The organism is Pseudoalteromonas sp. ABE4_541 (assembly GCF_056312285.1).
Window position 1 is genome coordinate 63,000 of the sequence record NZ_JBSVEM010000018.1, and the last position, 22,606, is coordinate 85,605.

Sequence of the window (22,606 nt, forward strand, 5' to 3'; positions counted from 1 at the left end):
TTAGGAGAAACATTATGGCGTTATGGGGCGGGCGTTTTTCATCAGGGCCTGATGCGGCATTTAAACAGTTTAATGACTCACTGCCATTTGATTATCAACTGGCTGAGCAGGATATTGTTGGCTCAATCGCATGGGCTGGTGCACTGTTGCAAGTCAATGTGCTGAGTGAACAAGAGCATCAAGACTTAATTGCTGCATTAAATCAATTGCTTGAGCAAGTTCAAGCCAACCCATTAGAGGTAGCGAGCGCAGGCTATGAAGATATTCATTCATATGTTGAAGCGAAACTGATTGAACAAGTGGGTGATCTGGCTAAGAAGCTGCACACGGGTAGAAGCCGCAACGATCAGGTTGCAACTGACTTTCGGTTGTGGAGCCGACAAAGCGCAGAGCAATTGCTTGCTGCGTTGGGCGCTCTAAAGTCGGCGTTTGTTGATTTGGCAGAGCGTGAATTAGGCACTATCTTGCCTGGTTACACGCACTTGCAGCGTGCGCAACCCATCTTGTTTAGCCATTGGTGTATGGCTTATGTTGAAATGCTTGAACGTGATGAGTCACGCTTGCAAGATGCGTTAATGCGCTTAAATGTTTGTCCACTGGGCAGTGGGGCTTTGGCCGGTACTGCTTACCCGATTGATAGAGAAGTGCTTGCCACCAATTTGGGTTTTAGTCACGCCAGCCGTAATAGTTTGGACTCGGTATCGGATAGAGACTTTGTGGTTGAATTGCTCAGTGTTGCTAGTATTTCAATGATGCATTTATCCCGATTTGCTGAAGATTTAATTTTTTACAATTCTGGTGAAGCAGCATTTATTGAGTTAGCGGACAGTGTGACATCTGGCTCTTCATTAATGCCACAAAAGAAAAACCCTGATGCACTAGAGCTTATTCGTGGCAAAACGGGTCGAGTTTTTGGGGCATTTAGCGCCATGATGATGACTCTTAAAGCTTTGCCGCTTGCGTATAACAAAGATATGCAAGAAGACAAAGAAGGTCTTTTTGATGCGATGCCAACATGGTTGGCATGTATTCATATGGCAGAAGCTTGCATTAAAGGCCTAAAAGTGAATGGCGATGTAACACGTGAAGCGGCAAAAGGGGGGCATTCTAATGCCACCGAGCTTGCCGACTACCTAGTTGCGAAAGGGATCCCATTTAGAGAAGGACATCATATTGTTGGTCAACTTGTGCAAATAGCCATCGCTCAGGGCAAAAGTTTGGAAAGTTTGAGTTTAGAAGTATTCCAAGAAGTTTGTCCTGATATCGATGACGATGTTTATCCTGTACTAGAACTTGATGCCGGTATAGCTGCGCGTCAGGCGCTCGGTGGTACATCAGTGACGCAAGTCGAGCATGCAGTCCGTAGTGCGAAAAAAAAACAGCAAATCTTAGTGAGGGATGCGACTTTAAATGATGTAGATGCGATTGCCGCTTTAATTCAACATTGGGCAAAAGTCGGCGAAAATTTGCCGCGTGCTAAGAGCGATATGATCCATTCAATCAATGAGTTTGCGGTTACTGTGGTTAACGGAAAAATAACAGGCTGTGCGTCATTGTATATTTATGACACAGGACTTGCTGAAATACGCTCTTTAGGTGTTGATCCGCAAACACCGGTAAAAGGGCAAGGTATGCAATTGGTACAGCATTTACTCACCAAGGCCAAAAAGCTCGCACTTAATCGCATTATTGTATTAACGCGAGTGCCAGGTTTTTTTACTAAACAAGGATTTAGCTATTGCACCAAAGACACTTTGCCTGAAAAGGTTATGAAAGACTGTGATCTCTGCTTACGTAAAGAGCACTGTGATGAAGTGGCGATGGAATTCATATTAAAGGTAGCAAAAGGTACGGTGATCCCGTGTAAGTTTGTTGCTTAAACTCCCTGAAAGACGCAAAAAAGCGCTTGGCGGATCCCAAGCGCCTTTTTTATTTCTAACCCTTTAACACCTAAAAACTTTTTGATTTCAATCCCTAACTTTTAGTGTCAATAAAATATTGGCCCAACATTTGCTTCACATTCTTCATGTAACAAAAAGGTTAATTTTTGTACTCTTCCAAAAAGTTAATGAGGTTGAAATGAAACTATTACATTTATTAGGTAAAAATGATAAAAAATTGAATATATCGCAAGATGCTGGTCAAACTTGTCAACTATCTGATAAGGTACTAACAAATAAAAAGTTATTAGTTAATGTCTTCGGATCTCGAGGTGGCGGCGTTTATCCTCCGAGGAAAAATAACTTTAGAAGTTAATAGTAAGGGTGTCACTTGTTTGGTGAGCTAAGTCTACATTTTGATACGATTTTGTTGTTGGGAATGGTTCTGGCGTTTGTGTTTAATTTCTTTTTCTTTTGTTTGAAATTAACACAAAATACGTCATTGCTCATTACATCAGGGGTAATGGCAGCTTCCTATTTTCTGAGTAATCATTTCTTCGATGTAGTCTTCAGCTCTGAGTTTCGTTACTTCTTTTGGTTTACCTTCGATGTATTAACTATCGTTCTTATCGGATGGGGTCATTGGTATTTTAAGTTGAAACATTCGGTTGCTTACTTTTATGTGATGTTTGGCTTAGCTGCCAATGGCAGTCTACTTCTTGCTATGCATGTTGATACTTATATGATTGGAACTCGGGAAGTTTGGTGGTTCTGGCCTTTCTATAGTGCATCTATCAATTTCTTTGATCTGTTAATGGTTGTAGTGCTCATTTTGAACCGGGATGTACTTTTATTGTTGCGCTTTTGTCATCAAATTAAAGGGAGTACAAAAACATCAATGGTGTCTACAAAATAAACAGGCTTTGCTAAATCGCCAGATCGTAAGAGATTAACACTCTTGGCCTTGTTTGTATGTTGCACATAGATTCTTATTTCAATGACTTTAAAAAAATTCTTTTTCTATGATTTGGCAGATATTCTGCTCATGATTAACTTGGCAACGATGACAGTTGCATTTTTCTACTACTTATTTTTTAAGAGTGGGAAACATGAGAACAGAGGCTCTGTACTGCTAACGTTAGGTTTGACGACGGTATCTTATAGCCTGTCTTTTACAGGATTGGACTGGCACGTTACCCCATTTATCATGAACCCTTATATCTTATACATGATATATGATCTTGAGCTAATTTTGTTACTTTGGGCGCTGCATACCTTGCTGCGGCTGCGTTACAGTGTTGCATTTTTCTATTTGTTGGTGTTTTCTATCGCAAACAATATACAGTTTGCTGTTATGTACGTGGATCAGGTCATATATGGTCAAAAAGAGGCATGGTGGTTATGGTATGTTTATGCTGGATTGGGCAAAGTTTTTGCAATATGTTTGAACGTGGGTATATGCACGAATATAGATTTTTTGAAGCTTAGAGTACTTAAGGAAAAGTTATTTTCGCTGTTTGCTCGAAGCTAAGAAGTAGAAGAGCAAAAGTAAAATACAAATTGAGCATTTTATTGTTTAATATTTTTTGATACTTAACCTCAACTTCGCTTACGCGAGGTTGAGGTCAGCTTGCAAAAACAATGCTTGTTTCATCACCCATATTCAAATGTCAGGTTAACTAAAACTGGTATTCCCAGCTTAATTTAAGCGCACCTTTGGTGTCGTTGTCTTTATTAGTATATTTGTCTTGCCAAGCGCTCACACTCGCCTTTAGGAGACCTTTAAACAGGCCCTGTTGGTAGCCCACTTCAATTAAACTGCGTTCGGTATTCAAATTCTCAAAGTCGATAAACTTGAGTTTTACGAAGCCGCCAAACCCGGACATGCGGTGATAATTACTAGCCAAAGTGATACTTTTTGCTTGTGGTCCAATTGCAGCGCCTAGCCATTGCTGGCGCTGAGTATACTCACCACCACCTAGTGCACTACCAAATTGACATTGAAAACTTGGCTGTTGTGCTTTGCAGTCAGTAATGCCATCGGTGTATTCCAAATAGCTTTTTATACGATACTCATGGTTGCCCATAAAATGTTCAATACCAAAGGTATATGACGCCTCATCAGGTAAAATACCAGAATCGTTATTACCAGCAGCTTCGGCATATATCGCTAAAGGTAAAGAGAATAGAGTGCCAGAGTATTTAGCATCAAGGCTACTTAAGCGCTGTTTTACACGTGGTTTATTGTTGAGTGTGGGTTGCTCTAGTACAAAATCGCTTGCGATGGTACTAAATGCTAACTCAAGCCCCTTGATTGGGGAGCTGGATAGACGCAGTCCCCATAAATCACCGCTTTGGGTATCGGTTAACTTTGGTCTTTGTTTCGCTTTGATTGCGGTCAATTGCCATGGGCCAACAAATGAGAACAAACTTGGGCCGGCGTAATTACTATTTGCACGACTTAAGCGTATCGCTTGCATTGGCGCTGCGTTGTTTGACAACATCAGTGCGTTTTCGTTAGCAGGTCCCCACCAATAATTTAGACGTTCAGCACTGAGAGACCAATTGCCAAACAGCAAAGCTAAATGGCTGCCGTAGTGGTTTATCTCTTTCTTATCCAGCGCGTTGTTGGTGTAGTTGACCTGTACTTTAGCGCTGACGTTCTTTTTTGTAATAATGCTATAGCTTTCGATACTTGTTTTGGCTGCATCACGCTGTCCAAAGCCATCTAAAGTTTCAGGTTGACTGTCATAGAGCGCTTTAATACTTGAATATTTCTTGCGCTTAGCTTGTACTAATGCGTGACGCACATGTGCGAGTGCAAATTGAGCCGATTCAGGTACGTTTTCAGCCTCAATCATCGCTAAATCTTGTACTATCCCTTGCCATAATAGTGGAAATTGAGTGACGGGCCGGCTGATCAAGCCCTGGCTTACTAGCAAATCGATAGAGTGTTTGAGCTCGACTTCTTCCGTGTTTATCCAAGGACTAGCAATACTTTGGGCACTAAAGGCGAGTGCAAAACTTAAAGTCAGGTTTTTTATTTTCATCCGTGTAATTTTTCCTGTAAAGCTCTAGCTACAATAGGATGAACAAATTCACTCACGTCACCGTTATGTAGCGCCACCTCCTTAACTAATGTTGAAGAAATGAAAGAGTTACGTTCTGAAGGTGTTAAAAATACGCTTTCAAGGTCAGGATTTAACCTTCTGTTCATGTTAGCCAGCTGAAACTCATAATCAAAATCTGACACGGCGCGTATGCCTCGGAGCAATACATTAGCTTTTTGTTGTTTTGCTAAGTCGACTAAAAGCCCTGAAAAACCAATTACTTTGACGTTTTTGTGTTCGGCCAGTACCTGCTCGGCTAAGGAGACTCTTTGCTCCAATGAAAAGCAAGGTTGCTTGTTGGGGTTATGAGCGATAGCAAGTAAAACGACATCAAACATTTTGGCGGCACGTTTAATTAAATCGGCATGGCCGTTGGTCAACGGATCAAATGTACCTGGGTATAAAGCGGTAACTTTCATAACACTACATCGTTAAAAAATTTGCTCTATGGTAGCAATATTTTACAGACATTTCACTGGTCTGCTTTGCACATTAGGCGCTTATATCATATACCCTTTAGTGCTATTTTCACTTTCGCGGATTGGCTATACTGGCCCAGTTAGCGAAACGCACATCCTAATATTTAACGCGTGTCATAGAGAGCAGGATATGAATACCAAGGAAAAAATAATTCGTACCAGTATTGCGTTGTTTAACCTACATGGTGAACGTGCAATTACCACGAATCATATTGCATCCAATCTGGGGATAAGTCCCGGTAACTTGTATTATCACTTTAAAAATAAAGAGGATATCATTCGCAATATCTTCTCCTTGTATCGAGAGCACTTGAGTACTCACTTTAAACCGCTGGATACGGATTTTGAGCCTCTTGAGCAACTAACTAAATATTTAGATTCATTGTTTGAGCTCATGTGGCGTTATCATTTTTTCTACGATAATCTCACGGATATATTGGCCAGAGATGGTGTATTGAAAAAACAATACATTGAGTTTCAATCGGATCTCTTTGCACAAGTGCGTTTGGTAGTAATCGGTTTAAGAAACAGTCGCGTGATTGATATTAGTGACGCTGATGCGACAGAACTTGCGCATATGTTAAAGATGACAGTGAGTTTTTGGACGCCTTACGTTAAGGCGCGTCGCATGACCGGCGTGCTTGAGCAGCAAGATATTTACAACGGTATTGTGAAAGTATTAATGCTATTCAAACCGTATTGCACTGAGCTAAGCGTTGCAAAAATTCAACAATTACAGACACAATACCAAGAATTGGCTGACCAATCTCTTCCCAGTATTGCCTAGATAAACAACTTATTGGTTTGTTTATTTCCTAGACGCATAGAAATTTGCTATAATCGCGCGCCCGATGTTCCGGCGCGCATTCGCCCGCAAAAGAGTTATTTTCTATGCTTAAATTTATCGTCAAACTACATCCTGAAATTGCTATCAAAAGCAAATCAGTCCGTAAACGCTTCACTAAATTATTAGAGAAGAACATTGAAATCATCTTAAGTCGCTTTGACGATAAAGTAAGGGTAAAAAATAACTGGGACAATATCGCGGTTACAAGCGAGCGTACTTGCGAGAAAACGCGTGCCGTTTTTATTGATAATTTGAAACGTATTCCAGGGATAGTGCAATTTATTGAAGTGCAAGAGACACCGTTTAATAGCCTCGATGATATATATCAACGCACGCTTGAACTAGCTGGACATACCATAGAAAACAAAACATTCTGCGTACGTGTAAAGCGCAATGGTCAGCATGATTTCACATCAAGTGATGTTGAACGCTACGTGGGTGGCGGTTTAAATCAAAATGTACCCGGTGCAAAGGTTAAACTAAGCAAGCCGGAAGTCACCGTAAAAATTGAGATTAAAGGTGAACTTGCCTACATTGTCACTCATACCCACTACGGCATTGGCGGATTTCCATTACCCACTCAAGAAGAAGTCTTGTCTTTGATCTCAGGTGGTTTTGATTCAGGTGTAGCGAGTTATCAGATGATCAGAAAAGGTGCACGTACGCACTTTTTATTCTTTAACTTAGGTGGTGCAGCGCACGAAATTGGTGTGAAGCAGGTCAGCCATTATTTGTGGAAGCGCTTTAGTTCAACGCACCGTGTTAAGTTTATTAGTGTTGACTTTGAGCCTGTTGTGGCTGAAATACTTGAGAATATCGAGAGTGGGCAAATGGGCGTTGTCCTCAAGCGTATGATGATGCGTGCTGGCAGTAAAATTGCTGAAAAATATGGTATTCCTGCGCTTGTAACAGGTGAAAGTATCGGCCAAGTATCAAGCCAAACATTAGCGAATCTTAATGTGATTGACCGTGTAACTGAAACGCTGATTGTACGTCCACTTATCCAGCATGATAAAGCTGATATTATTAAGATTGCCCGTGAGATCGGCACCATAGAAATGGCTGAAGCTATGCCAGAATATTGTGGTGTGATCTCTAAAAAGCCGACGGTTAAAGCCAAACTCGATACGATTATCGCGGAAGAGCAAAAGTTTGACTTTGATGTACTAGATACCGTAGTGAGCAACGCAGTGATTAAAGATATCCGCGACATTGAAGCGGAAGCCAAAGAAGAAGTGAAAGAAGCTGAAACGGCCAGCGAATTACCAGAAAATGGTGTTGTGCTTGATATTCGCTCGCCGGACGAAGAAGATGCCAATCCTCTTGAAATAGAGGGGGTAGAGATAGTGCACTTACCTTTCTTCCGCCTTGCAACTAAGTTTGCCGATTTACCACAAGACAAAGAGTACTATTTATATTGTACTAAAGGGGTGATGAGTCAGCTGCAAGCGTTGATCTTACATGAAAATGGTTTTATGAATGTAAAGGTTTATAAGCCAGAGTGATGAATTAACTTAATACCATCACGAACATTAAAAAAGCCGATTTCTATCGGCTTTTTTAATTTAATGACTTAACCAGCTGAAGTAGTTGCAGGTTATAAGGTGTGGCGATTTGACTTCGCTTGCCAAGCATAACGATGTAACCGCAGATGGCATCTATTTCTGTTGTTCGACTGTTTATGACATCTTGTAGCATTGAAGAGGCATTCAGTTGCGTGCGATCCATCACCTGATATGCGGTCTCTAACGCCTGCCAAAGGGGTATGTGAATGCCCTCAACTTGGGCGACATTACATGCTTCATTCAATAAATCGATAATAGTACCAGCGAACTGTGGCTTTCTGAGTGCGCCGTTTGGGACTTGGTGAATGGCTGTTAGAGGATTAATCGCAATATTGACCAGCAGTTTTTGCCATCGAAGAAGATTAATATCGTTATGAATATCACAAGGAGCAAAGGCATCCGAAAAAAATTCCTGATAAGTTTGCTCTATATCAACTTCGGCCGGCTCGTTGCAGGCGCCAAGATAGGTATCACCATTGCCTGTTGCTTTAACATGGTTAGCTGCCAGCTTTAAAGCCCCCATTGAGGTACTGACAAAATAGAGCCGTTGACTTGGTTGCAGCTGATTTTTTATTTTACCGAGATCTTGCATACCATTATGTGAAATAAATAGGCACGCATCGTGTTGTAAATAGGGTTGAATATCAGAGAATGCTTGCTGCAGCTGATAAGCTTTGACGCAAACAAAACAGTGCGAAATAGCCATTTTAGCAAGCGCGCTGGTATTACAAGGTGTATAAGACGCGTTTATTTTGCTGGTGTGGTTATCTAGAGTGTAAAGTAGCTCGCTTGTTGAGGGCTGCCTGCCGACCACAGTGACCTTGTGCTTTTGACTTAGCTTTTGCGCGAATGAGAGCCCAATTGCCCCTGCGCCAACAATATGCACATTAGCCATGTTTTTTAAGTCGCCATTTGTATATTGCACAATAGGTTAAGTAATAACTGAGCGCGCCGGCAAAGTCGGCGATAAAATCACCCAATGAGGCTTCTCTGTAGGGGAGGCTGTCTTGCATCACTTCAATGCCAATACCATAACTCGCTAATAGCACCAGTTGCGCTATCATTGGCCATTTGAAGGCGTGATGCATGATAAATGCGAGGCCAAAAAAGATAACAAAATGAACGACTTTATCGGCATGCTCGATGCGTATACCGGAATGTTGAAATTCTTTAGCAAATAAAAAAGTACAAATAGCCAAAGTGATTAACAGCAATACTTGATAAACCCGTCTTGTCACAAAAAGTCCTACTAAATGATGAGCTCTAAATTAGGGCCAGTATATCACTGAAAACTGGCTGGTGGGTGAATATCACATTTTTACCCACATTCTAATTTTGATTGATATAATTGCGTTATTCATATTTTAGGAGAGTAACATGCCTTCTTTTGACATTGTGTCTGAAATCGAAATGACAGAAGCAAAAAACGCGGTTGATAATGCTAAGCGCGAACTTGAAACACGCTACGATTTTCGTGGTGTTGATGCCTCAATTGAACTGACAAATGAGGTGATCACACTCAAAGCGGAAGCCGATCCACAAGTCATGCAATTATTTGACATTTTGGCTAGTAAAGCGTCAAAGCGTGGTCTTGATGTGTCGAGTCTTGAATTGAAAGACATTGAGCGAGCTGGTAAAAACGTATCGCGTAAAGTGGCTTTGAAACAAGGGATCGATAAAGACATGGCCAAGAAATTGGTTAAACTAATCAAAGATTCAAAAATTAAAGTACAAGCCGCAATTCAAGGTGAAGAGGTGCGTGTTACAGGTAAAAAGCGTGATGATTTACAAGAAGTAATGCAATTAATTCGTACTTCTGAGTTGGGTCAGCCATTCCAATTTAAAAACTTCCGCGACTAATTCTTTTTGCCCACCTTTCAGTGTTGTAACAGAGCGCACATATACTAAAGCAAGCTAAATATATAGCTTGCTTTAGATTTCTAGACGTCCATTGACAATCTTTTCTAAAGTTCGCACAATAGCGCCTCTTTTCAAGGTGCTTGGCTTGATGATTTTAACGATCACATTTGATTATGGTGTTTTCAAAAATAGCTAAGATAATCGGGAAGTTGGTGACAATCACAGGAGTGAGCGAAATCCAGCACTGCCCCCGCAACGGTGATGCCACTATGGGCTAAGTCCGGAGACCGGCCTTGATGTACTTTACTTGTTTTACTTGTGCGGTGGGCGCAAGTTTGGGGATATCATGCAAAACAAATCTATGCTTGCGGTGGCTGTGTTCGCTGCTGTGTCATCATGTGTATCTGCACAAACAGATACACAATCTATTGAACGTATTACGATTACGGCTAATAAATTTGAACAACCTATCAATAATGCTTTAGCAACGGTTAATGTGCTTGAGCGTGTTCAAATTGAGCAAAGTAATGCCCGTGATTTACCTTCTTTGCTTAATACCATCGCCGGTGTTGATGTGGTTCGAACGGGCGGTTTTGGACAAACTGCTAGCGTATTTCTGCGCGGTGCTGCAACTAAGCATTTGCTGGTCTTAGTCGATGGTGTACGTATAAGTGATGCCAACTCTGGCAGTGTGTCGTTTACCAACATTCCAGTAAACAGCATCGAACGTATCGAAGTTGTAAAGGGCGCGAGAGCCGCTATTTATGGCTCTGATGCGATGGCTGGGGTGATTAATATCATTACGCGTCAAGCACAACAGCATGAAATCGCCCTAACAGCTGGCGGCCATAATTATGTGAATTACCAGCAGTCGGGTAAGTTATCATCGGGAGATTTGTCTTTAAGTTTTAATCTTGGATATGAAGATACTGATGGATATGACGTAAAGAGTAAAGATTCTGCCGCACCACTGAGCAAAGATCATGATAGTGATGGTTATACCAATAAAAACTTTGGGTTTAACTTAAATTATGATCATGCGCTTTTAGGGTCTTTGTCGGCAATTGCACAGTACAGTGAAGGGGATGGTGAGTATGATAATGAATGGGGTAATGATGCCTATGAGTTTGAAAACTACACCGGCCGGTTCGCATGGGAAAAGCGAGTTGATAAACTTGTTCATCACGCTAGTGCGAGCTTCTCACAACAGGAGAATACCCAAACGGGTACGCCCAAGCATGATGTGTACAGCACAGAGCGAGTAGAGTTCGAATATAGAGCATTGTATGACATCAGTGACGCGTTAAAAGTCAGTGCTGGTTTTAATCAGCTAACAGAAGATTTAGGTAACGCGACTGCTGAGTTTACTCATTCAGAGCGAACCAACAAGGCAGCGTTTGTCGGTGGTTTTTATGATGATGGTACGCTGTTGGCTAATGCCGTGGTAAGAACTGATGACTATGACTTTCATGGCCGTGACACAACTTACACCGCAGGTTTGGGTTATGTCGCTAATAAGTACGTGACGTTTAGAGTCAATCACGGTACTGCTTTTAGAGCGCCCACATTAACCCATGCATTCGTAAAAAACAGTCCTTGGTATTTGCCAAACCCCAGTGTAAAACCGGAACAGGCGAGTAATAACGAGTTAGGTCTGTCAGTTAAAACGGCAAGCGCTCGCTTTGATGTTGCCGTTTTTCATAACAAAATTGACAAAATGATTGTTAGTTTGCCAAACACTACGGGTAAGTATGTCGCACAAAATGTGGAACAAGCCACTATGAAAGGGGTTGAGCTATCGGCATCGACTTCAGCTTTTGGCTTTGAGCATGATATGAATTTGACTCTACTTGACGCGAAAGACAAGTCGACTGGCAAGAAATTGGTTCGTCGCCCAGATACAGCGTTTAATTATACCTTGTCTAAATCATGGGATAATTTGGATGTGAGTCTGGCTATGGTATATCGTTCTTCACGACCAAGTATCACACTGTATAACAGCACAACATTTAGTAGTTTAGAAACTAAGTTGGGAGGATATACACTGTTCAATTTAGCTGCGAATTATGCGTTGTTTGAAAACTTTAAACTGACCGCGCGAATTGAGAATTTAACCGATGAATCATACTTTACTGCCGCGACTGGCGTAGCCAGTAACGGAGACATTTTAGGATATGTACCTATTGGTAGACAGGCATTTGTGGGTGCAAATTTCAGTTTCTAAATAATGAAGCTTTTGATTTAACGTGCAAAAGGCGAGTTCAGAACTCGCCTTTTTTAATGGTTAGTCATTGATATACTCAGCATAGGCGTCTTTAAACTTGGCGAGCTTGGGAGCAATTAAAATGCTGCAATAACCTTGGTTAGGGTTATTTTCATAATAATTTTGATGGTAATGTTCAGCACCATAAAACACAGAGGCTGGGCTAAGCTCAGTCACAACCGGCTCAGCGTGGTATGTTTGTGCTCGCTCTGTGGCTTTTTTTGCTTCCTCATGCTGTTGTTCGTCATGATAAAACACCACGCTACGATATTGTGTACCGATGTCATTGCCTTGACGGTTCAGTTGGGTTGGATCATGCAGTGCAAAGAACATATCAAGCAAAGTTCGATAACTGACGATACGTGAGTCAAACGTCAACTCGACGACTTCAGCATGCCCTGTATCACCGCGACAGATCTGCTCGTAACTGGGTTGCTCAGTACGGCCACCACTATAGCCAGAATGTACCTCTAGTACACCTTTGACTTTGCGAAATGCAGCATCAATACACCAAAAACAGCCGCCACCGAAGGTAGCGATTTGACTATGACTCATGATCAAATTCCTTATGTTTGCTCGCCTGCTCATTGAGTTTTTGAGTTATGAATTCAGGCGACTGTGTGTGTTTAGCCAACAAATTATAGGCACAAGGAATAACAAATAGTGTCAGTATGGTTGCGACACTGACACCCGCAAATATAACAACCCCGATAACCATGCGACTTTCTGAGCCAGGACCTGTGGCAAGCACCAGTGGAATGGCACTCATCACAGTTGTTAGTGAGGTCATTACGATAGGTCTTAAGCGTTGTACCGACGCATCCAAGATCGCTTGTTCAAAAGCAACGCCTTGATCGCGTAATTGATTTGCAAACTCAACAATTAAAATGCCGTTCTTAGCGCTTAAACCAATCAACATAACGATGCCAATTTGGCTATAAATATTCAAAGTACTGTCAGTTAAGTACAGGCCATACATGGCCCCAACGAGCCCAAGAGGTACTGTTAGCATGATGACTAAAGGATGCACAAAACTTTCAAATTGTGCTGCCAATACAAGGAAAGTGACTGTCAGAGCAAGAATAAAGACGTAGGTCATTGCCGACGCGCCTTCATAAAACAATTGAGATTCGCCTTTATAATCTACAGCGCCGTCAATATGATTTTCTTCGCTGGCAACCGTATTCAAGAATGTGAGAGCTTCAGCCAAGGTGTAGTCATCAGCTAGGTTTGCCGTGATGGTAATAGCACGCATACGGTTGTAGCGGTTAAGTCGAGCTGCGGTGGCTTCTTCGGTAATGGTGATCAAGCTATCCAGAGGCACCAGTTCTTGTGTGCGAGACTTAACGAAAATGTCGTGAATATTACTGGGCGCACTGAAGTCCGATTTTGTGCCTTTTAAGATCACATCATATTCTTCACCACGATCAATAAACGTTGTAACGCGTCGCTGACCTAGCATTGTTTCCAATGTACGGCCAATGTCACTAACAGACACGCCTAAATCTGCCGCTTTGGTTTTGTTTATACTAACCAAAAATTGTGGAAAGGTTTCTTTGTAATCGTGATCAATACGTACAAGCCCCGGATTTTGACGTGCACGATTGATGATTTTATCGCGCCACTCTACAAGCTCGTCGTATTCGTTTCCTTGTAACACAAATTCGACTGGACGAGATTGACCGCCACCACCGATACCACGACGCATAATGGCAAATGCACGGACATCTGTGACTTCTCTCATTTGTGCACTGATCTCACCCATAACCTCCCAAGTTGAACGCTTTCGCTCATCCCAGTTAGGCATACCAATGATAGCAACGCCACCGCGTCCGCCCCAACCAGGAACCCGGACTAAAACTCGGCTGATCTCTTCTTTATCAACGTAAGGAAGCAGACGTTGCTCTATTTGCTCCATGTTGGCAAGGTTATTTTCATAGCTTGCGCCTTCAGGGCCATTCATCATGACGAAGAACGTCCCTCGGTCTTCTTTTGGGGTCAATTCTGACGGTATCTGTTGCAGCAGGGCGTAACTTGCAAAACCTGCCAGTGCCAATGTCGTGATTAGACTATAGCGACGTTTCAGGTTATCTTGCAGTACCTTTCGATAGCTGCGTTCTAACCCATTGAGCCGTTTCTCCATCCACTGGCTTAAGGCTCTTTCCTTTGCGCTCGGCTTGAGTACTTTTGAACATAAAGCTGGTGATAGAGTCAGTGCTGTGACACTTGAAAACAACACAGCGGCGCTAACGGCCATTGCAAACTCCGTAAAGAGCGCGCCGATACGACCATCCATAAATACCAATGGTACGAACACTGCAATTAAAACTAAGGTGGTGGCAATAATGGCGAAACCGACTTGTCTAGCACCACGAAATGCAGCAAGTAATGGTGGTTCACCCAGTTCAATACGGCGGTGAATGTTTTCCAGCATAACGATGGTGTCATCAACGACTAAACCTATGGCTAAAACCAACGCAAGCAAAGTGAGTAAGTTGATTGAATAGCCCATGGCTAACAAAAACATAAAGGTAGCAACGAGTGCGACTGGTACAGTCACGGCCGGCACCATAGTGGCGCGGATATTACCCAAGAACAAAAAGATTACCAGCACAACCAAGCCCATGGCAATTGCTAGTGTTCGATAAACTTCTGTAATAGACTCGCGAATAAAAATGGATGAGTCGTAGCTATCTTGAATGGTGGTGCCTTCGGGCAGGTTGCGCTTTATTTTTTCAAGTTCAGCGCGGGCATTGTCTACAACATCAAGGGTATTGGCTTTGGCCTGTTTTACGATACCCAAACCAATCATATTTTTTCCGTTACCTCGAAAGGTACTTTCGTCATCCACCGCTTCAAGGTGTACATCGGCGACTTCTTTGAGTCTTACCAAATACCCTTGTGCACCGCGTTTGATGATCAAATTAGCAAAATCTTCCTGCGTTTTATAACTACGTGCGATCCTAACTGCAAAATCCCTATCTAATGATTCAATTTCACCTGCGGGTAGTTCAACGTTTTCTCTGCGTAATACTTGCTCAATGTCACTGCTCGTGACATCTCGTGCCGCCATAGCCCGCCTATCGAGCCAAATTTTCATGGCATATTGACGTTCGCCGCCAATTCTTACATTGGATACACCATCGACTACAGCAATTCTATCTACGATAAAACGCTGCGCATAATCAGACAGTTGCAAGGTGTTCATAGTCTCACTATTTAATACAAACCACGCTATAGGGCTTTCATCCGAATTGGACTTGGACACCTCCGGCGGGCGTACTTGTTCTGGCAAGCTGTCTAAGGCGCGCGATACTCGCTCTCTTACATCGTTAGCGGCATCATCGATGTCCCGATCGATATTAAATTCAATGGTAATGTTTGAACGACCATTCCTGCTTGAGGAGTTAATACTCTTGATCCCCTCGATGCCGGAGATACGATTTTCTAAAACCTGTGTTATTTTGGCTTCTACTACCTCACTTGAGGCTCCTGTGTAGTTAGTGCTTACACTGACTATCGGCGTTTCTATGTCTGGATACTCTCTGAGTGGTAGCATGGTAAAGGCAACGATGCCAAAGGTCAGTAATAGTAGGTTGACTACAATGGCAAAAACCGGGCGTTTTACAGCCGTATCTGTGATTTTCACGCGCTTCTCCTAGCCTTTCACTAATACTTTGATGCCAGGACGGATTTTAATAACTCCCTCCGTGATCACTTGTTGACCCTCTTTTACTCCGCTCGATATCGCAACCCAGCCGTTGAAGCGAGCCAAAATGTCGACTTGTATTTGTTGAGCTTGAGATTTTTCATCGACGATAAAAACAAAGTGTTTGTCTTGACGGGGAATAATACTTTTTTCAGGCAACATTACGGCTTCAATATTCTGTAGCTCAATATCGACGTGTAGTAGCATACCAGGTCGTAACAAGCTGTCGTTATTAGTAAAGCTTGCTGCAATTTCTACACTACGGGTGTCGCTGTTTATGCGTGGGTCAATATGGGTAATTGCACCAGAAAAGCTTTTGTTTGGGTAAGCATCGCTGCGTGCGCTGACAGTCATACCCACTTTTAAGTCTGCAAGGTGCTTTTCCGGGACTTGAAAATCAACCTTAATAACGCTGATGTCATCTAATGTTGTAATGGCGGTGTTTGAATTTATATAGCTGCCCACAGACACTAGCCTTTTGCCTAATACCCCTGTAAAAGGCGCTGTAACCAGCCGTTCATTGAGTTTCGTTTTTTCTAACTCTAATTGTGCTGCGAGTGCCTCGACAACCGAACGTTGTGTCTCGAGTTGTGACTGAGCCGTGGATTGGGTTTTTGCGAGCTCTACTAAGCGCTTCAATTGTCGTTTTTGCTCTTTCAAGTTGATTTGCAATGACTTAAGCGCTAATTGCTCTTGTTTATTTTGTAATTGAACCAGCTTTGCACCTTGTTTTATGGTATCGCCGTCGCTAAAGTAAATGTCTGTAACATAGTCACTTTGTGAACTGTAAACGTAAATGGCGTTATTTGCTCTAGCACTGCCAACAGCAGATAACATAACTGCCTGACTTTTTAGTGTTGCAGTTTCTGCAGTTACCGCAGTGGTAGCGGAAGACAACCTGTTTCCTTGTCCTTGAGAGGCTGGAAGGTAGAGATAACCAATGATGATAACTAATATTAAAATAATAAACGGAAATAATGCTTTACCAGCTTGTTGTCTATACATATAAATATACCGCCTGTTGAATTAGTTATTAGTTTACAAAATAAGGCTCTCGTGCATAGAGGTGGTATCCCATAATTTTGTGATTTGACCGAAAACTATAGGGTAATATCAGGGCTTATTTGTAAATGAAAACAAAGAGATCAAAACGAACACCATGTAGCACCTGTCTAACATTACGTTATATAGTGCTTTGGGCGATCATTATGTTCATTTTTTACTTTGGCTATTATGAATAACAAGCAAGCTAAAATTCGTCCTTCTGCTAATCGATACAGTATAGAATTTATGTTGGTCGGCGGTATAGGTTTAGTCGTGATCATGTTGTTTGTTTCTCTACGAAGCACGCCTATTACTGTGGTTGAGATCTTTTTATGTGCTGCTGCGATCATGTCAATTTGGCTAGGGTTTTTAAAAAGCCAAGAGCCATTTTATAGTTTACTTATTGATAGTAAAGGAATATGTTATGTGCACCGTTATGGAAGCTGGTCTTTGACTCATGATAACTTTCATTCGTGCGGTATTCCTACAGTCACTCAGGGGGTTGAAATTCTTGAGTTAAATGCGGTTGCTATTAAACTTAAGAATATAGATGAGTTTTTACAAGCATTAAATCCTAGGCTAGCAGGAAAGTTACTGATTGAGCAGCGTTATATTTTTTTACAAGTTGTTAAAACCCATTGCAAAAATGGCAACTGCCCATCAGAATGGTTAATAGAACCAAGTAAGTATCGCTCTGCTTCGGGCCATGTTTATGCAGGCTTGATAGCGATGTTTGCAAATAGAATGCATAATCTTAAAACGTTAACAGGGTATGATTTATTGCTACCGGGAAACGTTTTGGATAGGGATATATGGCATTTCTCAACCTTATTAAACCGCTGGAAGTTAAATCCAGATGAAGTGGTAGGAATTTTGCTGGAGCAGCAAACCACTTCAAAGCAGATGTAACAGGAACAACCCATGAGCGCAGAAAAAGCCTTTATTAAAAGTGGACGAAACACCGTCATTCATAAAGAGAAAAAGCTCGATTTAGTGATTGTCAATGGTGAAGCGCACCCAAAAATAAAAGTGACCCCTATGGGGCTTGTGCCTTTTAAAGAAGAACTACCAAGAAACCGCCGAGAAGCGAAAGAGCGCTACTTGGAGGTGGTGCAGATTTCTAGTCCTGATGTATTTGGAGAAGTAAAACGTTTGCTGTTTATTCAAGCGCTAGATGGTCGCGAATACAAAGTTGATTACTCTAAAATAGGTACGAAACTGTTTGTTAGAATTCATCAAGACAGTTATCTTTAATACTTTGCTAAGGAGCATAAATGCAAAGTTATAAAGCGCTTTCTCTACTCTTTTGTTGCTTTTTGACCGCTTGCGGTGGTGGCTCAGATGGAAAAGCCAGTACAGAAAATGCCAGTATCAATGCTGGTGAAGACATAACTGTAGTAGAAAAATCAGAATTTACGCTGACAGCTCGCACTTCTCCTAGCGGTGGTACCGTGAGTTGGCAAGTGATCAGTGGTCCCAGTGTCGAAGGCTTCCCACAAGATGGAGAAGAAATTTCGGTGACAGCGCCCGATATTAAATCAGATAGCACAATACTGTTTAAGGCAGGTTATATCGCGCCAAATGGTCAAACCGTTTCAGATCAAGTATCAGTGGCCGTTACTTCTCAAAACCAATTGCCTTTACCCGTTGTCACGCAGACACTGCCCGAAGAAGGTCAGGCAAAGTACTTAGACACAATAGAACTTAGTGCTGCGGATTCATCAGATCCAGATGAAAATGGCCAGGTTGTTGGTTACACATGGCAGTTACTCTCAGGGCCAACTTTGACATTTGCTTCAACGTCAGAGCAAACGTTACGCTTTGTGCATCCATTATTAGTGAATAATAGCGCCGCTAAGTTTCGCTTAACTGTGACTGACGATGAGGGCGGGAGTGCAAGTACAGAATACAGTGTTGCTTTATCTCAAGCCACTAACCCAGTCATTGCACATGCAGGTGAAGCTAAAACAGCAACCGAGTTTGATACCGTTGTATTAGATGCTTCAAAAAGCAAAACAGCTTCTGGTCAATTTAATTGTATTTGGCAGCAAGTAGGGCAAAGTACTTCGGTAGCAATTAAGCAACCTCAGCTATGCATAACGGAATTTGTCGCACCTGATGTGGATGTAGTAACTGCGATTTCATTCCAAGTAACGGTGACAGATCCCAATGGTTTAAGTGCTGTGGATACGACAACGATTAGCTTGGAGCCCAAAGCCTTGGGTTATTTGCAAGATACTGGACTAACCAAATGCTACAGCAACACTGTAGAGATTGCGTGTGGTGACAATAACTATCCTCGCCAGGACGCGGATATGGGCAGAGATAGTGTTGCCGCATTTTTAGATAAAGTGGGTACTGGTCGTGTTACATTTGACTACACAAAGTTGAACCAGTTTGCCGATGAGTTACCAGATAATACCAGTGAATTTACTTGTGTCAGAGACAATGTTAATGGCCTTATTTGGGAGATAAAACAAACCAATACAGGCGTTATCCCTAACACTGAGTTAAGAGATGGTGCCAATCATTACACTTGGTACCTAAATTCGAGTGGAGCAGCTCTTCCTGGTAGCGTTGCAGGTTTACCAGATTCTACATGTCCCAGTGATGCAAACTGTGGTATTCAAGCTTATATTGACGCTGTAAATAGCAGTAATTTTTGTGGCGGTAGTAATTGGCGTCTACCAACCTATGTTGAATTAATGACTTTAATTGATTTTGGCCGAGAAGGCGGCGAGCATCTGCTTGACCCTAGTTTTTTTCCTAATGTACCATCGGTGTCAGCACTGGGCCATCTGTATTATTGGACTACACAAACGAGTGTGGATGGGCGTAGCTTGAGCCAAGCCTTTATTTTAGATATAAAAACAGGTAATGATTTGGCTTATCCTAAAGCAAATACTGCGTATGTGCGTTTAGTAAGAACACCATAGAGGATTTATGAGAGTTTTATTGCTAACAACTGCACTGTTGGGTGCGTGTTCATTACAGGCTGAGCAAACATGTGTTGATGAGGCGTCTGCACCAAAAACAACGCCATCGGATCGATTTGTTGTGAATAGTGATGGCACTGTACTCGATAATAAGACGGGGTTAATGTGGCAAACATGTGAGTTTGGACAAAGCTATGATGCACAGAATAAAACCTGTAATAGTGCTGCTTTACAAGTGGACTGGCAACAGGCGTTAATGGCTGCAAAAAATAGCGAACATGCCGGTTATAAAGATTGGCAAGTACCTAATATTAAAGAGCTAGCAAGTATCGTAGAGCATGCTTGTGTAGAACCCTCCATTAATCTTCAAGTCTTTTTATCAACACAAAACGATAACTATTGGACGAGCACAACAGCAACCACGCAAGTTGATCACGCTTGGGCTTACCAGTTTGCTGATGGTAAAAACAATATTAAGGCGAAAACGTCGGACATTTTCGTGCGTTTTGTTCGTTATGCCAAATAGCTTTGGCATTGTATAAAAATTTGCTACTCTTCATGTCGATTTTTGATGAGGAGTTGCACGCTTTTGTTTCGTTCAGTTAGTTTATCTCTCCTGTTTTTGGCTTTTTCTAGCTCTGCAATTGCAAAGAATAAATGTGATGTGGAACTAGGACATGGCTTGATCATTACTGATACTGAGATCCGTATAGTCGATAACGGACAAACTCGTGTGCAGATCAATAACGACAACCAGTTGCTGGTTCGAGGCTATTGGATCCAAATGTCTGACCAAGAGACTCATGTTTTGCAAGAGTACGCCAGAGGTATTCGAGATACCGTTCCTGAACTCGTAAATTTGGCAACTGATGGTGTGAACCTGGGGCTCAGTGCCATCGAACAAATGGTCGAAGGGATGTCTGACAAAGAGCCCGAAGTGCTCAAAACGCAGCTTCAATACGTTGAACGAGCGCTGATGGATAAGTTTAAACGTGGCGATGACTTTTTTTTTATAGCACCTCAATCACTGTCTAAAATAGACGACTTTTTTACTAAAGAGATCAGCAAAAAAATCCATTCTGCGGTGCATGGATCTCTAGGGGCGATTCTGATGTCGCTTGGTGATGCGTTTAAATCGCGCGAGGGAAATATTGAAGAAAGGATCACAGACATGGGACAGCGAATGGAAATTATTTCTAGAGAAATTGATAAGTCATTGCAAAAGAAAGCACAACAGCTGGAAAGTAAAGCAGAAGAATACTGTGAGTGTTTGAATACACTTGATAAAACAGAAGAGCGTTTACAGGCAATTGTGCCAAGTATGGTGGCCTATGACTTGGTGCAGATCCGTTCTTAAAAGCGATACACCCGCTTAGCGTTGTCATGGCTCAGTTTTTGCCACAAAGCATCATCATCGCAGAGCAGATAGTATGCTTGCCAAACCTGCTGATAATGATTGCGCATCAAACATACAGGATAATTTGATGCAAACATCACCCGTTGCTCACCAAACTCATTTAGTAGTACTTGCAATAACTGTTTAGCGTCTATTGGGCTGGCAACGTGCTCTTGCCCTGAATACTTGATGGCTACATTGTCGCATTGTGCCATGCAGATGAGGCCTACTTGCCAGTTTGTCTGTGATTGAATAAAGCCAGCATGATTTATCACGACGCGTAGTTTTGGAAGCGATCTACAAACTTGTGCAAACCGGGAAACAATATCTTGATGATGTAATTCAAATTGTGCTTCAAATAACAAGCGATTATGCGCAAGTAGTGTGAGGTTATGCTTCACATTCGGATGGAGCAAACGCTTGGCATCTTCGCCTTCAGTAATATCTCTTATGCCACAAAAGTGAGGAGCTTGTAGCAGTTGATTAAGCTGTTCTGTAAATTGTGCTGTGGGTTGTGTGATGTCTAAATAGGCAACTGCTTTATAGGGAAGCTGGCTGACAATAGAAGAAAGCCAATAGAGCTCTTTACTTGGCTCTTGATTATCGAACCCCGCTTCAATGTGTACAAATCCCCCGAGCTCAAAGTGTTCCAGCTTCAGGTCGCTAATATCATGGTTCTGTCGAATTTTATCGAGATTTGGCCAAGGAGGGGGGTTATTACCAACGAGCCAGTGATATTGACCCTGCGATAAATCAAAAAGATGCAAATGAGGGTCAATAATTTTCTTCATTGTGTCGTATATCCACCATCAATGCTTTGCAGACTACCCGTGATAAAGCCTGCGTCATCACTGATTAAAAACGCAACCAGAGCTGCGACTTCATGGGCTTGACCGAGTCGACCGAGTGGTTGTAATTTAGCTTCTTCAGCAACGATGTCTGTTTTGTCAGCGCCAGACTTTTCGCAATATTTGTCAATAGCAGCGTGAAACAAAGGTGTTTCAATTGTGCCCGGACACACTGCATTGGCACGAATATTAAATGCTGCGTAATCAAGCGCCGTTGTGCGAGCCATGGATGCAAGCGCATTTTTTGTTAGGTTGTAAGCGAAAGAGTTAGGCTTGCCAACCAGCGCCTGATCAGAAGAAATATATACAACTGCACCATGCCCTTGCTGCTTCATAGCAGGTAGCACTGCTTGCGTAGCTGCATAGGCTCCTTTTACATTAAGTGCAAAAAGCGCATCTAAGGTTGCTTCATCTGTTTGTTCAATGGTGGCGCTTAGGTGCTTACCAGCGTTGGATATAAGTGCATCAACACGTCCTGTTTTGTCAATGACAGCTTGTATTGCTTGCTTAACTTCATTTACTTTGCTGACATCACAGGCAATATAATTACCGACATCAGAAGTTTGAATGTCTAAGTTGAACACTTGGTATTGTTGACTGAGCAGCTTTTCGACAATGGCCAAGCCAATGCCAAAGCTGCCACCTGTTACAATGGCAACTTTTTCCATT

General features: G+C 42.1%; 21 protein-coding genes and 1 riboswitch. Of the genes, 12 read left to right on the plus strand and 9 right to left on the minus strand.

Annotated features, from left to right (window positions below; genetic code table 11):
- The first annotated feature begins 14 nt into the window (after positions 1-14).
- The 3 genes from argH to ACW689_RS16460 all read left to right on the plus strand — a co-directional run bounded on the left by argH (position 15) and on the right by ACW689_RS16460 (position 3,411).
- The gene (argH, locus tag ACW689_RS16450) at positions 15-1,880 is read left to right on the plus strand and encodes an argininosuccinate lyase (protein ID WP_476293040.1); all 1,866 of its coding nucleotides are present in this window, start codon (positions 15-17) and stop codon (positions 1,878-1,880) included.
- A 391-nt stretch (positions 1,881-2,271) separates the two neighbouring features.
- A complete protein-coding gene (locus tag ACW689_RS16455; protein WP_476293042.1) occupies positions 2,272-2,796 on the plus strand; it encodes a hypothetical protein in 525 nt (174 codons plus the stop codon).
- Positions 2,797-2,877: 81 nt separating this feature from the next.
- On the plus strand, positions 2,878-3,411 hold the full coding sequence (locus ACW689_RS16460; protein WP_476293044.1) for a hypothetical protein: 534 nt from the start codon (positions 2,878-2,880) through the stop codon (positions 3,409-3,411).
- Between the two features lie 148 nt (positions 3,412-3,559).
- Here ACW689_RS16460 and ACW689_RS16465 read toward each other — a convergent pair whose 3' ends face one another.
- Positions 3,560-4,930 carry a capsule assembly Wzi family protein gene (locus ACW689_RS16465; protein WP_476293046.1) on the minus strand — a complete coding sequence of 457 codons (1,371 nt, stop codon included), beginning with the start codon at positions 4,928-4,930 and terminating at the stop codon, positions 3,560-3,562.
- A complete protein-coding gene (gene coaD, locus ACW689_RS16470; protein WP_476293048.1) occupies positions 4,927-5,409 on the minus strand; it encodes a pantetheine-phosphate adenylyltransferase in 483 nt (160 codons plus the stop codon). Before coaD ends, ACW689_RS16465 begins: the two co-directional genes overlap by 4 nt.
- Positions 5,410-5,599: 190 nt before the next feature.
- Between coaD and ACW689_RS16475 the strand changes: the two genes are divergently transcribed.
- Positions 5,600-6,256 carry a TetR/AcrR family transcriptional regulator gene (locus tag ACW689_RS16475; protein WP_476293049.1) on the plus strand — a complete coding sequence of 219 codons (657 nt, stop codon included), beginning with the start codon at positions 5,600-5,602 and terminating at the stop codon, positions 6,254-6,256.
- Between the two features lie 104 nt (positions 6,257-6,360).
- A complete protein-coding gene (thiI, locus tag ACW689_RS16480; protein ID WP_476293051.1) occupies positions 6,361-7,821 on the plus strand; it encodes a tRNA uracil 4-sulfurtransferase ThiI in 1,461 nt (486 codons plus the stop codon).
- Between the two features lie 55 nt (positions 7,822-7,876).
- On the opposite strand, the gene ACW689_RS16485 is transcribed toward thiI, so the two are convergent.
- Together ACW689_RS16485 and ACW689_RS16490 are read right to left on the minus strand one after the other, a co-directional pair.
- The gene (locus ACW689_RS16485) at positions 7,877-8,776 is read right to left on the minus strand and encodes a ketopantoate reductase family protein (protein ID WP_476293053.1); all 900 of its coding nucleotides are present in this window, start codon (positions 8,774-8,776) and stop codon (positions 7,877-7,879) included.
- Positions 8,769-9,119, minus strand: a complete 351-nt coding sequence (locus tag ACW689_RS16490; protein WP_476293055.1) for a VanZ family protein — start codon at positions 9,117-9,119, stop codon at positions 8,769-8,771. Before ACW689_RS16490 ends, ACW689_RS16485 begins: the two co-directional genes overlap by 8 nt.
- A 139-nt stretch (positions 9,120-9,258) precedes the next feature.
- Between ACW689_RS16490 and ACW689_RS16495 the strand changes: the two genes are divergently transcribed.
- Positions 9,259-9,741 carry a YajQ family cyclic di-GMP-binding protein gene (locus ACW689_RS16495; RefSeq protein WP_476293056.1) on the plus strand — a complete coding sequence of 161 codons (483 nt, stop codon included), beginning with the start codon at positions 9,259-9,261 and terminating at the stop codon, positions 9,739-9,741.
- A 157-nt stretch (positions 9,742-9,898) separates the two neighbouring features.
- A riboswitch (cobalamin riboswitch) is annotated at positions 9,899-10,051 on the plus strand.
- A gap of 36 nt (positions 10,052-10,087) precedes the next feature.
- Positions 10,088-11,965: a TonB-dependent receptor domain-containing protein gene (locus ACW689_RS16500; RefSeq protein ID WP_476293057.1), complete on the plus strand. Its 1,878-nt coding sequence runs from the start codon at positions 10,088-10,090 to the stop codon at positions 11,963-11,965.
- Between the two features lie 60 nt (positions 11,966-12,025).
- On the opposite strand, the gene msrA is transcribed toward ACW689_RS16500, so the two are convergent.
- Genes msrA through ACW689_RS16515 form a run of 3 tightly spaced genes read right to left on the minus strand, consistent with a single transcriptional unit; the run spans position 12,026 to position 16,718 of the window.
- On the minus strand, positions 12,026-12,562 hold the full coding sequence (msrA, locus tag ACW689_RS16505; RefSeq protein ID WP_476293119.1) for a peptide-methionine (S)-S-oxide reductase MsrA: 537 nt from the start codon (positions 12,560-12,562) through the stop codon (positions 12,026-12,028).
- Complete coding sequence (locus ACW689_RS16510; protein WP_476293059.1) at positions 12,549-15,653, minus strand: efflux RND transporter permease subunit; 3,105 nt, start codon at positions 15,651-15,653, stop codon at positions 12,549-12,551. The genes msrA and ACW689_RS16510 overlap by 14 nt, the downstream gene beginning before the upstream one ends.
- A gap of 9 nt (positions 15,654-15,662) precedes the next feature.
- On the minus strand, positions 15,663-16,718 hold the full coding sequence (locus ACW689_RS16515) for an efflux RND transporter periplasmic adaptor subunit (RefSeq protein WP_476293060.1): 1,056 nt from the start codon (positions 16,716-16,718) through the stop codon (positions 15,663-15,665).
- Between the two features lie 228 nt (positions 16,719-16,946).
- Between ACW689_RS16515 and ACW689_RS16520 the strand changes: the two genes are divergently transcribed.
- The 5 genes from ACW689_RS16520 to ACW689_RS16540 are packed head-to-tail and all read left to right on the plus strand — an operon-like array spanning position 16,947 to position 21,050.
- Positions 16,947-17,666 carry a DUF2982 domain-containing protein gene (locus ACW689_RS16520; protein ID WP_476293062.1) on the plus strand — a complete coding sequence of 240 codons (720 nt, stop codon included), beginning with the start codon at positions 16,947-16,949 and terminating at the stop codon, positions 17,664-17,666.
- Between the two features lie 12 nt (positions 17,667-17,678).
- Positions 17,679-18,011, plus strand: coding sequence for a hypothetical protein (locus tag ACW689_RS16525; RefSeq protein ID WP_476293063.1), 333 nt, complete (start codon positions 17,679-17,681; stop codon positions 18,009-18,011).
- A gap of 20 nt (positions 18,012-18,031) precedes the next feature.
- Positions 18,032-19,693, plus strand: a complete 1,662-nt coding sequence (locus tag ACW689_RS16530; RefSeq protein ID WP_476293065.1) for an Lcl C-terminal domain-containing protein — start codon at positions 18,032-18,034, stop codon at positions 19,691-19,693.
- A gap of 7 nt (positions 19,694-19,700) precedes the next feature.
- Entirely contained in the window at positions 19,701-20,219 is a 519-nt protein-coding gene (locus ACW689_RS16535; RefSeq protein WP_476293066.1) for an Lcl C-terminal domain-containing protein, read from the plus strand.
- 45 nt (positions 20,220-20,264) lie between these two features.
- On the plus strand, positions 20,265-21,050 hold the full coding sequence (locus ACW689_RS16540; RefSeq protein WP_476293068.1) for a YggN family protein: 786 nt from the start codon (positions 20,265-20,267) through the stop codon (positions 21,048-21,050).
- Here ACW689_RS16540 and ACW689_RS16545 read toward each other — a convergent pair.
- Both ACW689_RS16545 and ACW689_RS16550 read right to left on the minus strand, forming a co-directional pair.
- Positions 21,047-21,880, minus strand: a complete 834-nt coding sequence (locus tag ACW689_RS16545; RefSeq protein ID WP_476293070.1) for an amidohydrolase family protein — start codon at positions 21,878-21,880, stop codon at positions 21,047-21,049. The two genes, ACW689_RS16540 and ACW689_RS16545, sit on opposite strands and share 4 nt — an antisense overlap.
- The gene (locus tag ACW689_RS16550; protein ID WP_476293072.1) at positions 21,877-22,605 is read right to left on the minus strand and encodes an SDR family NAD(P)-dependent oxidoreductase; all 729 of its coding nucleotides are present in this window, start codon (positions 22,603-22,605) and stop codon (positions 21,877-21,879) included. Before ACW689_RS16550 ends, ACW689_RS16545 begins: the two co-directional genes overlap by 4 nt.
- Between the last annotated feature and the right edge of the window lies 1 nt (position 22,606).

Coding starts and splice junctions, on each gene's coding strand:
- coaD (WP_476293048.1), bottom strand. CDS start 5,409: ATGAAAGTTACCGCTTTATACCCAGGTACATTTGATCCGTTGACCAAC.
- ACW689_RS16500 (WP_476293057.1), top strand. CDS start 10,088: ATGCAAAACAAATCTATGCTTGCGGTGGCTGTGTTCGCTGCTGTGTCA.
- argH (WP_476293040.1), top strand. CDS start 15: ATGGCGTTATGGGGCGGGCGTTTTTCATCAGGGCCTGATGCGGCATTT.
- ACW689_RS16535 (WP_476293066.1), top strand. CDS start 19,701: ATGAGAGTTTTATTGCTAACAACTGCACTGTTGGGTGCGTGTTCATTA.
- ACW689_RS16485 (WP_476293053.1), bottom strand. CDS start 8,776: ATGGCTAATGTGCATATTGTTGGCGCAGGGGCAATTGGGCTCTCATTC.
- ACW689_RS16545 (WP_476293070.1), bottom strand. CDS start 21,880: ATGAAGAAAATTATTGACCCTCATTTGCATCTTTTTGATTTATCGCAG.
- ACW689_RS16540 (WP_476293068.1), top strand. CDS start 20,265: ATGAGGAGTTGCACGCTTTTGTTTCGTTCAGTTAGTTTATCTCTCCTG.
- ACW689_RS16550 (WP_476293072.1), bottom strand. CDS start 22,605: ATGGAAAAAGTTGCCATTGTAACAGGTGGCAGCTTTGGCATTGGCTTG.
- ACW689_RS16460 (WP_476293044.1), top strand. CDS start 2,878: ATGACTTTAAAAAAATTCTTTTTCTATGATTTGGCAGATATTCTGCTC.
- ACW689_RS16530 (WP_476293065.1), top strand. CDS start 18,032: ATGCAAAGTTATAAAGCGCTTTCTCTACTCTTTTGTTGCTTTTTGACC.
- ACW689_RS16495 (WP_476293056.1), top strand. CDS start 9,259: ATGCCTTCTTTTGACATTGTGTCTGAAATCGAAATGACAGAAGCAAAA.
- thiI (WP_476293051.1), top strand. CDS start 6,361: ATGCTTAAATTTATCGTCAAACTACATCCTGAAATTGCTATCAAAAGC.
- ACW689_RS16520 (WP_476293062.1), top strand. CDS start 16,947: ATGAATAACAAGCAAGCTAAAATTCGTCCTTCTGCTAATCGATACAGT.
- ACW689_RS16515 (WP_476293060.1), bottom strand. CDS start 16,718: ATGTATAGACAACAAGCTGGTAAAGCATTATTTCCGTTTATTATTTTA.
- ACW689_RS16525 (WP_476293063.1), top strand. CDS start 17,679: ATGAGCGCAGAAAAAGCCTTTATTAAAAGTGGACGAAACACCGTCATT.
- ACW689_RS16475 (WP_476293049.1), top strand. CDS start 5,600: ATGAATACCAAGGAAAAAATAATTCGTACCAGTATTGCGTTGTTTAAC.
- ACW689_RS16465 (WP_476293046.1), bottom strand. CDS start 4,930: ATGAAAATAAAAAACCTGACTTTAAGTTTTGCACTCGCCTTTAGTGCC.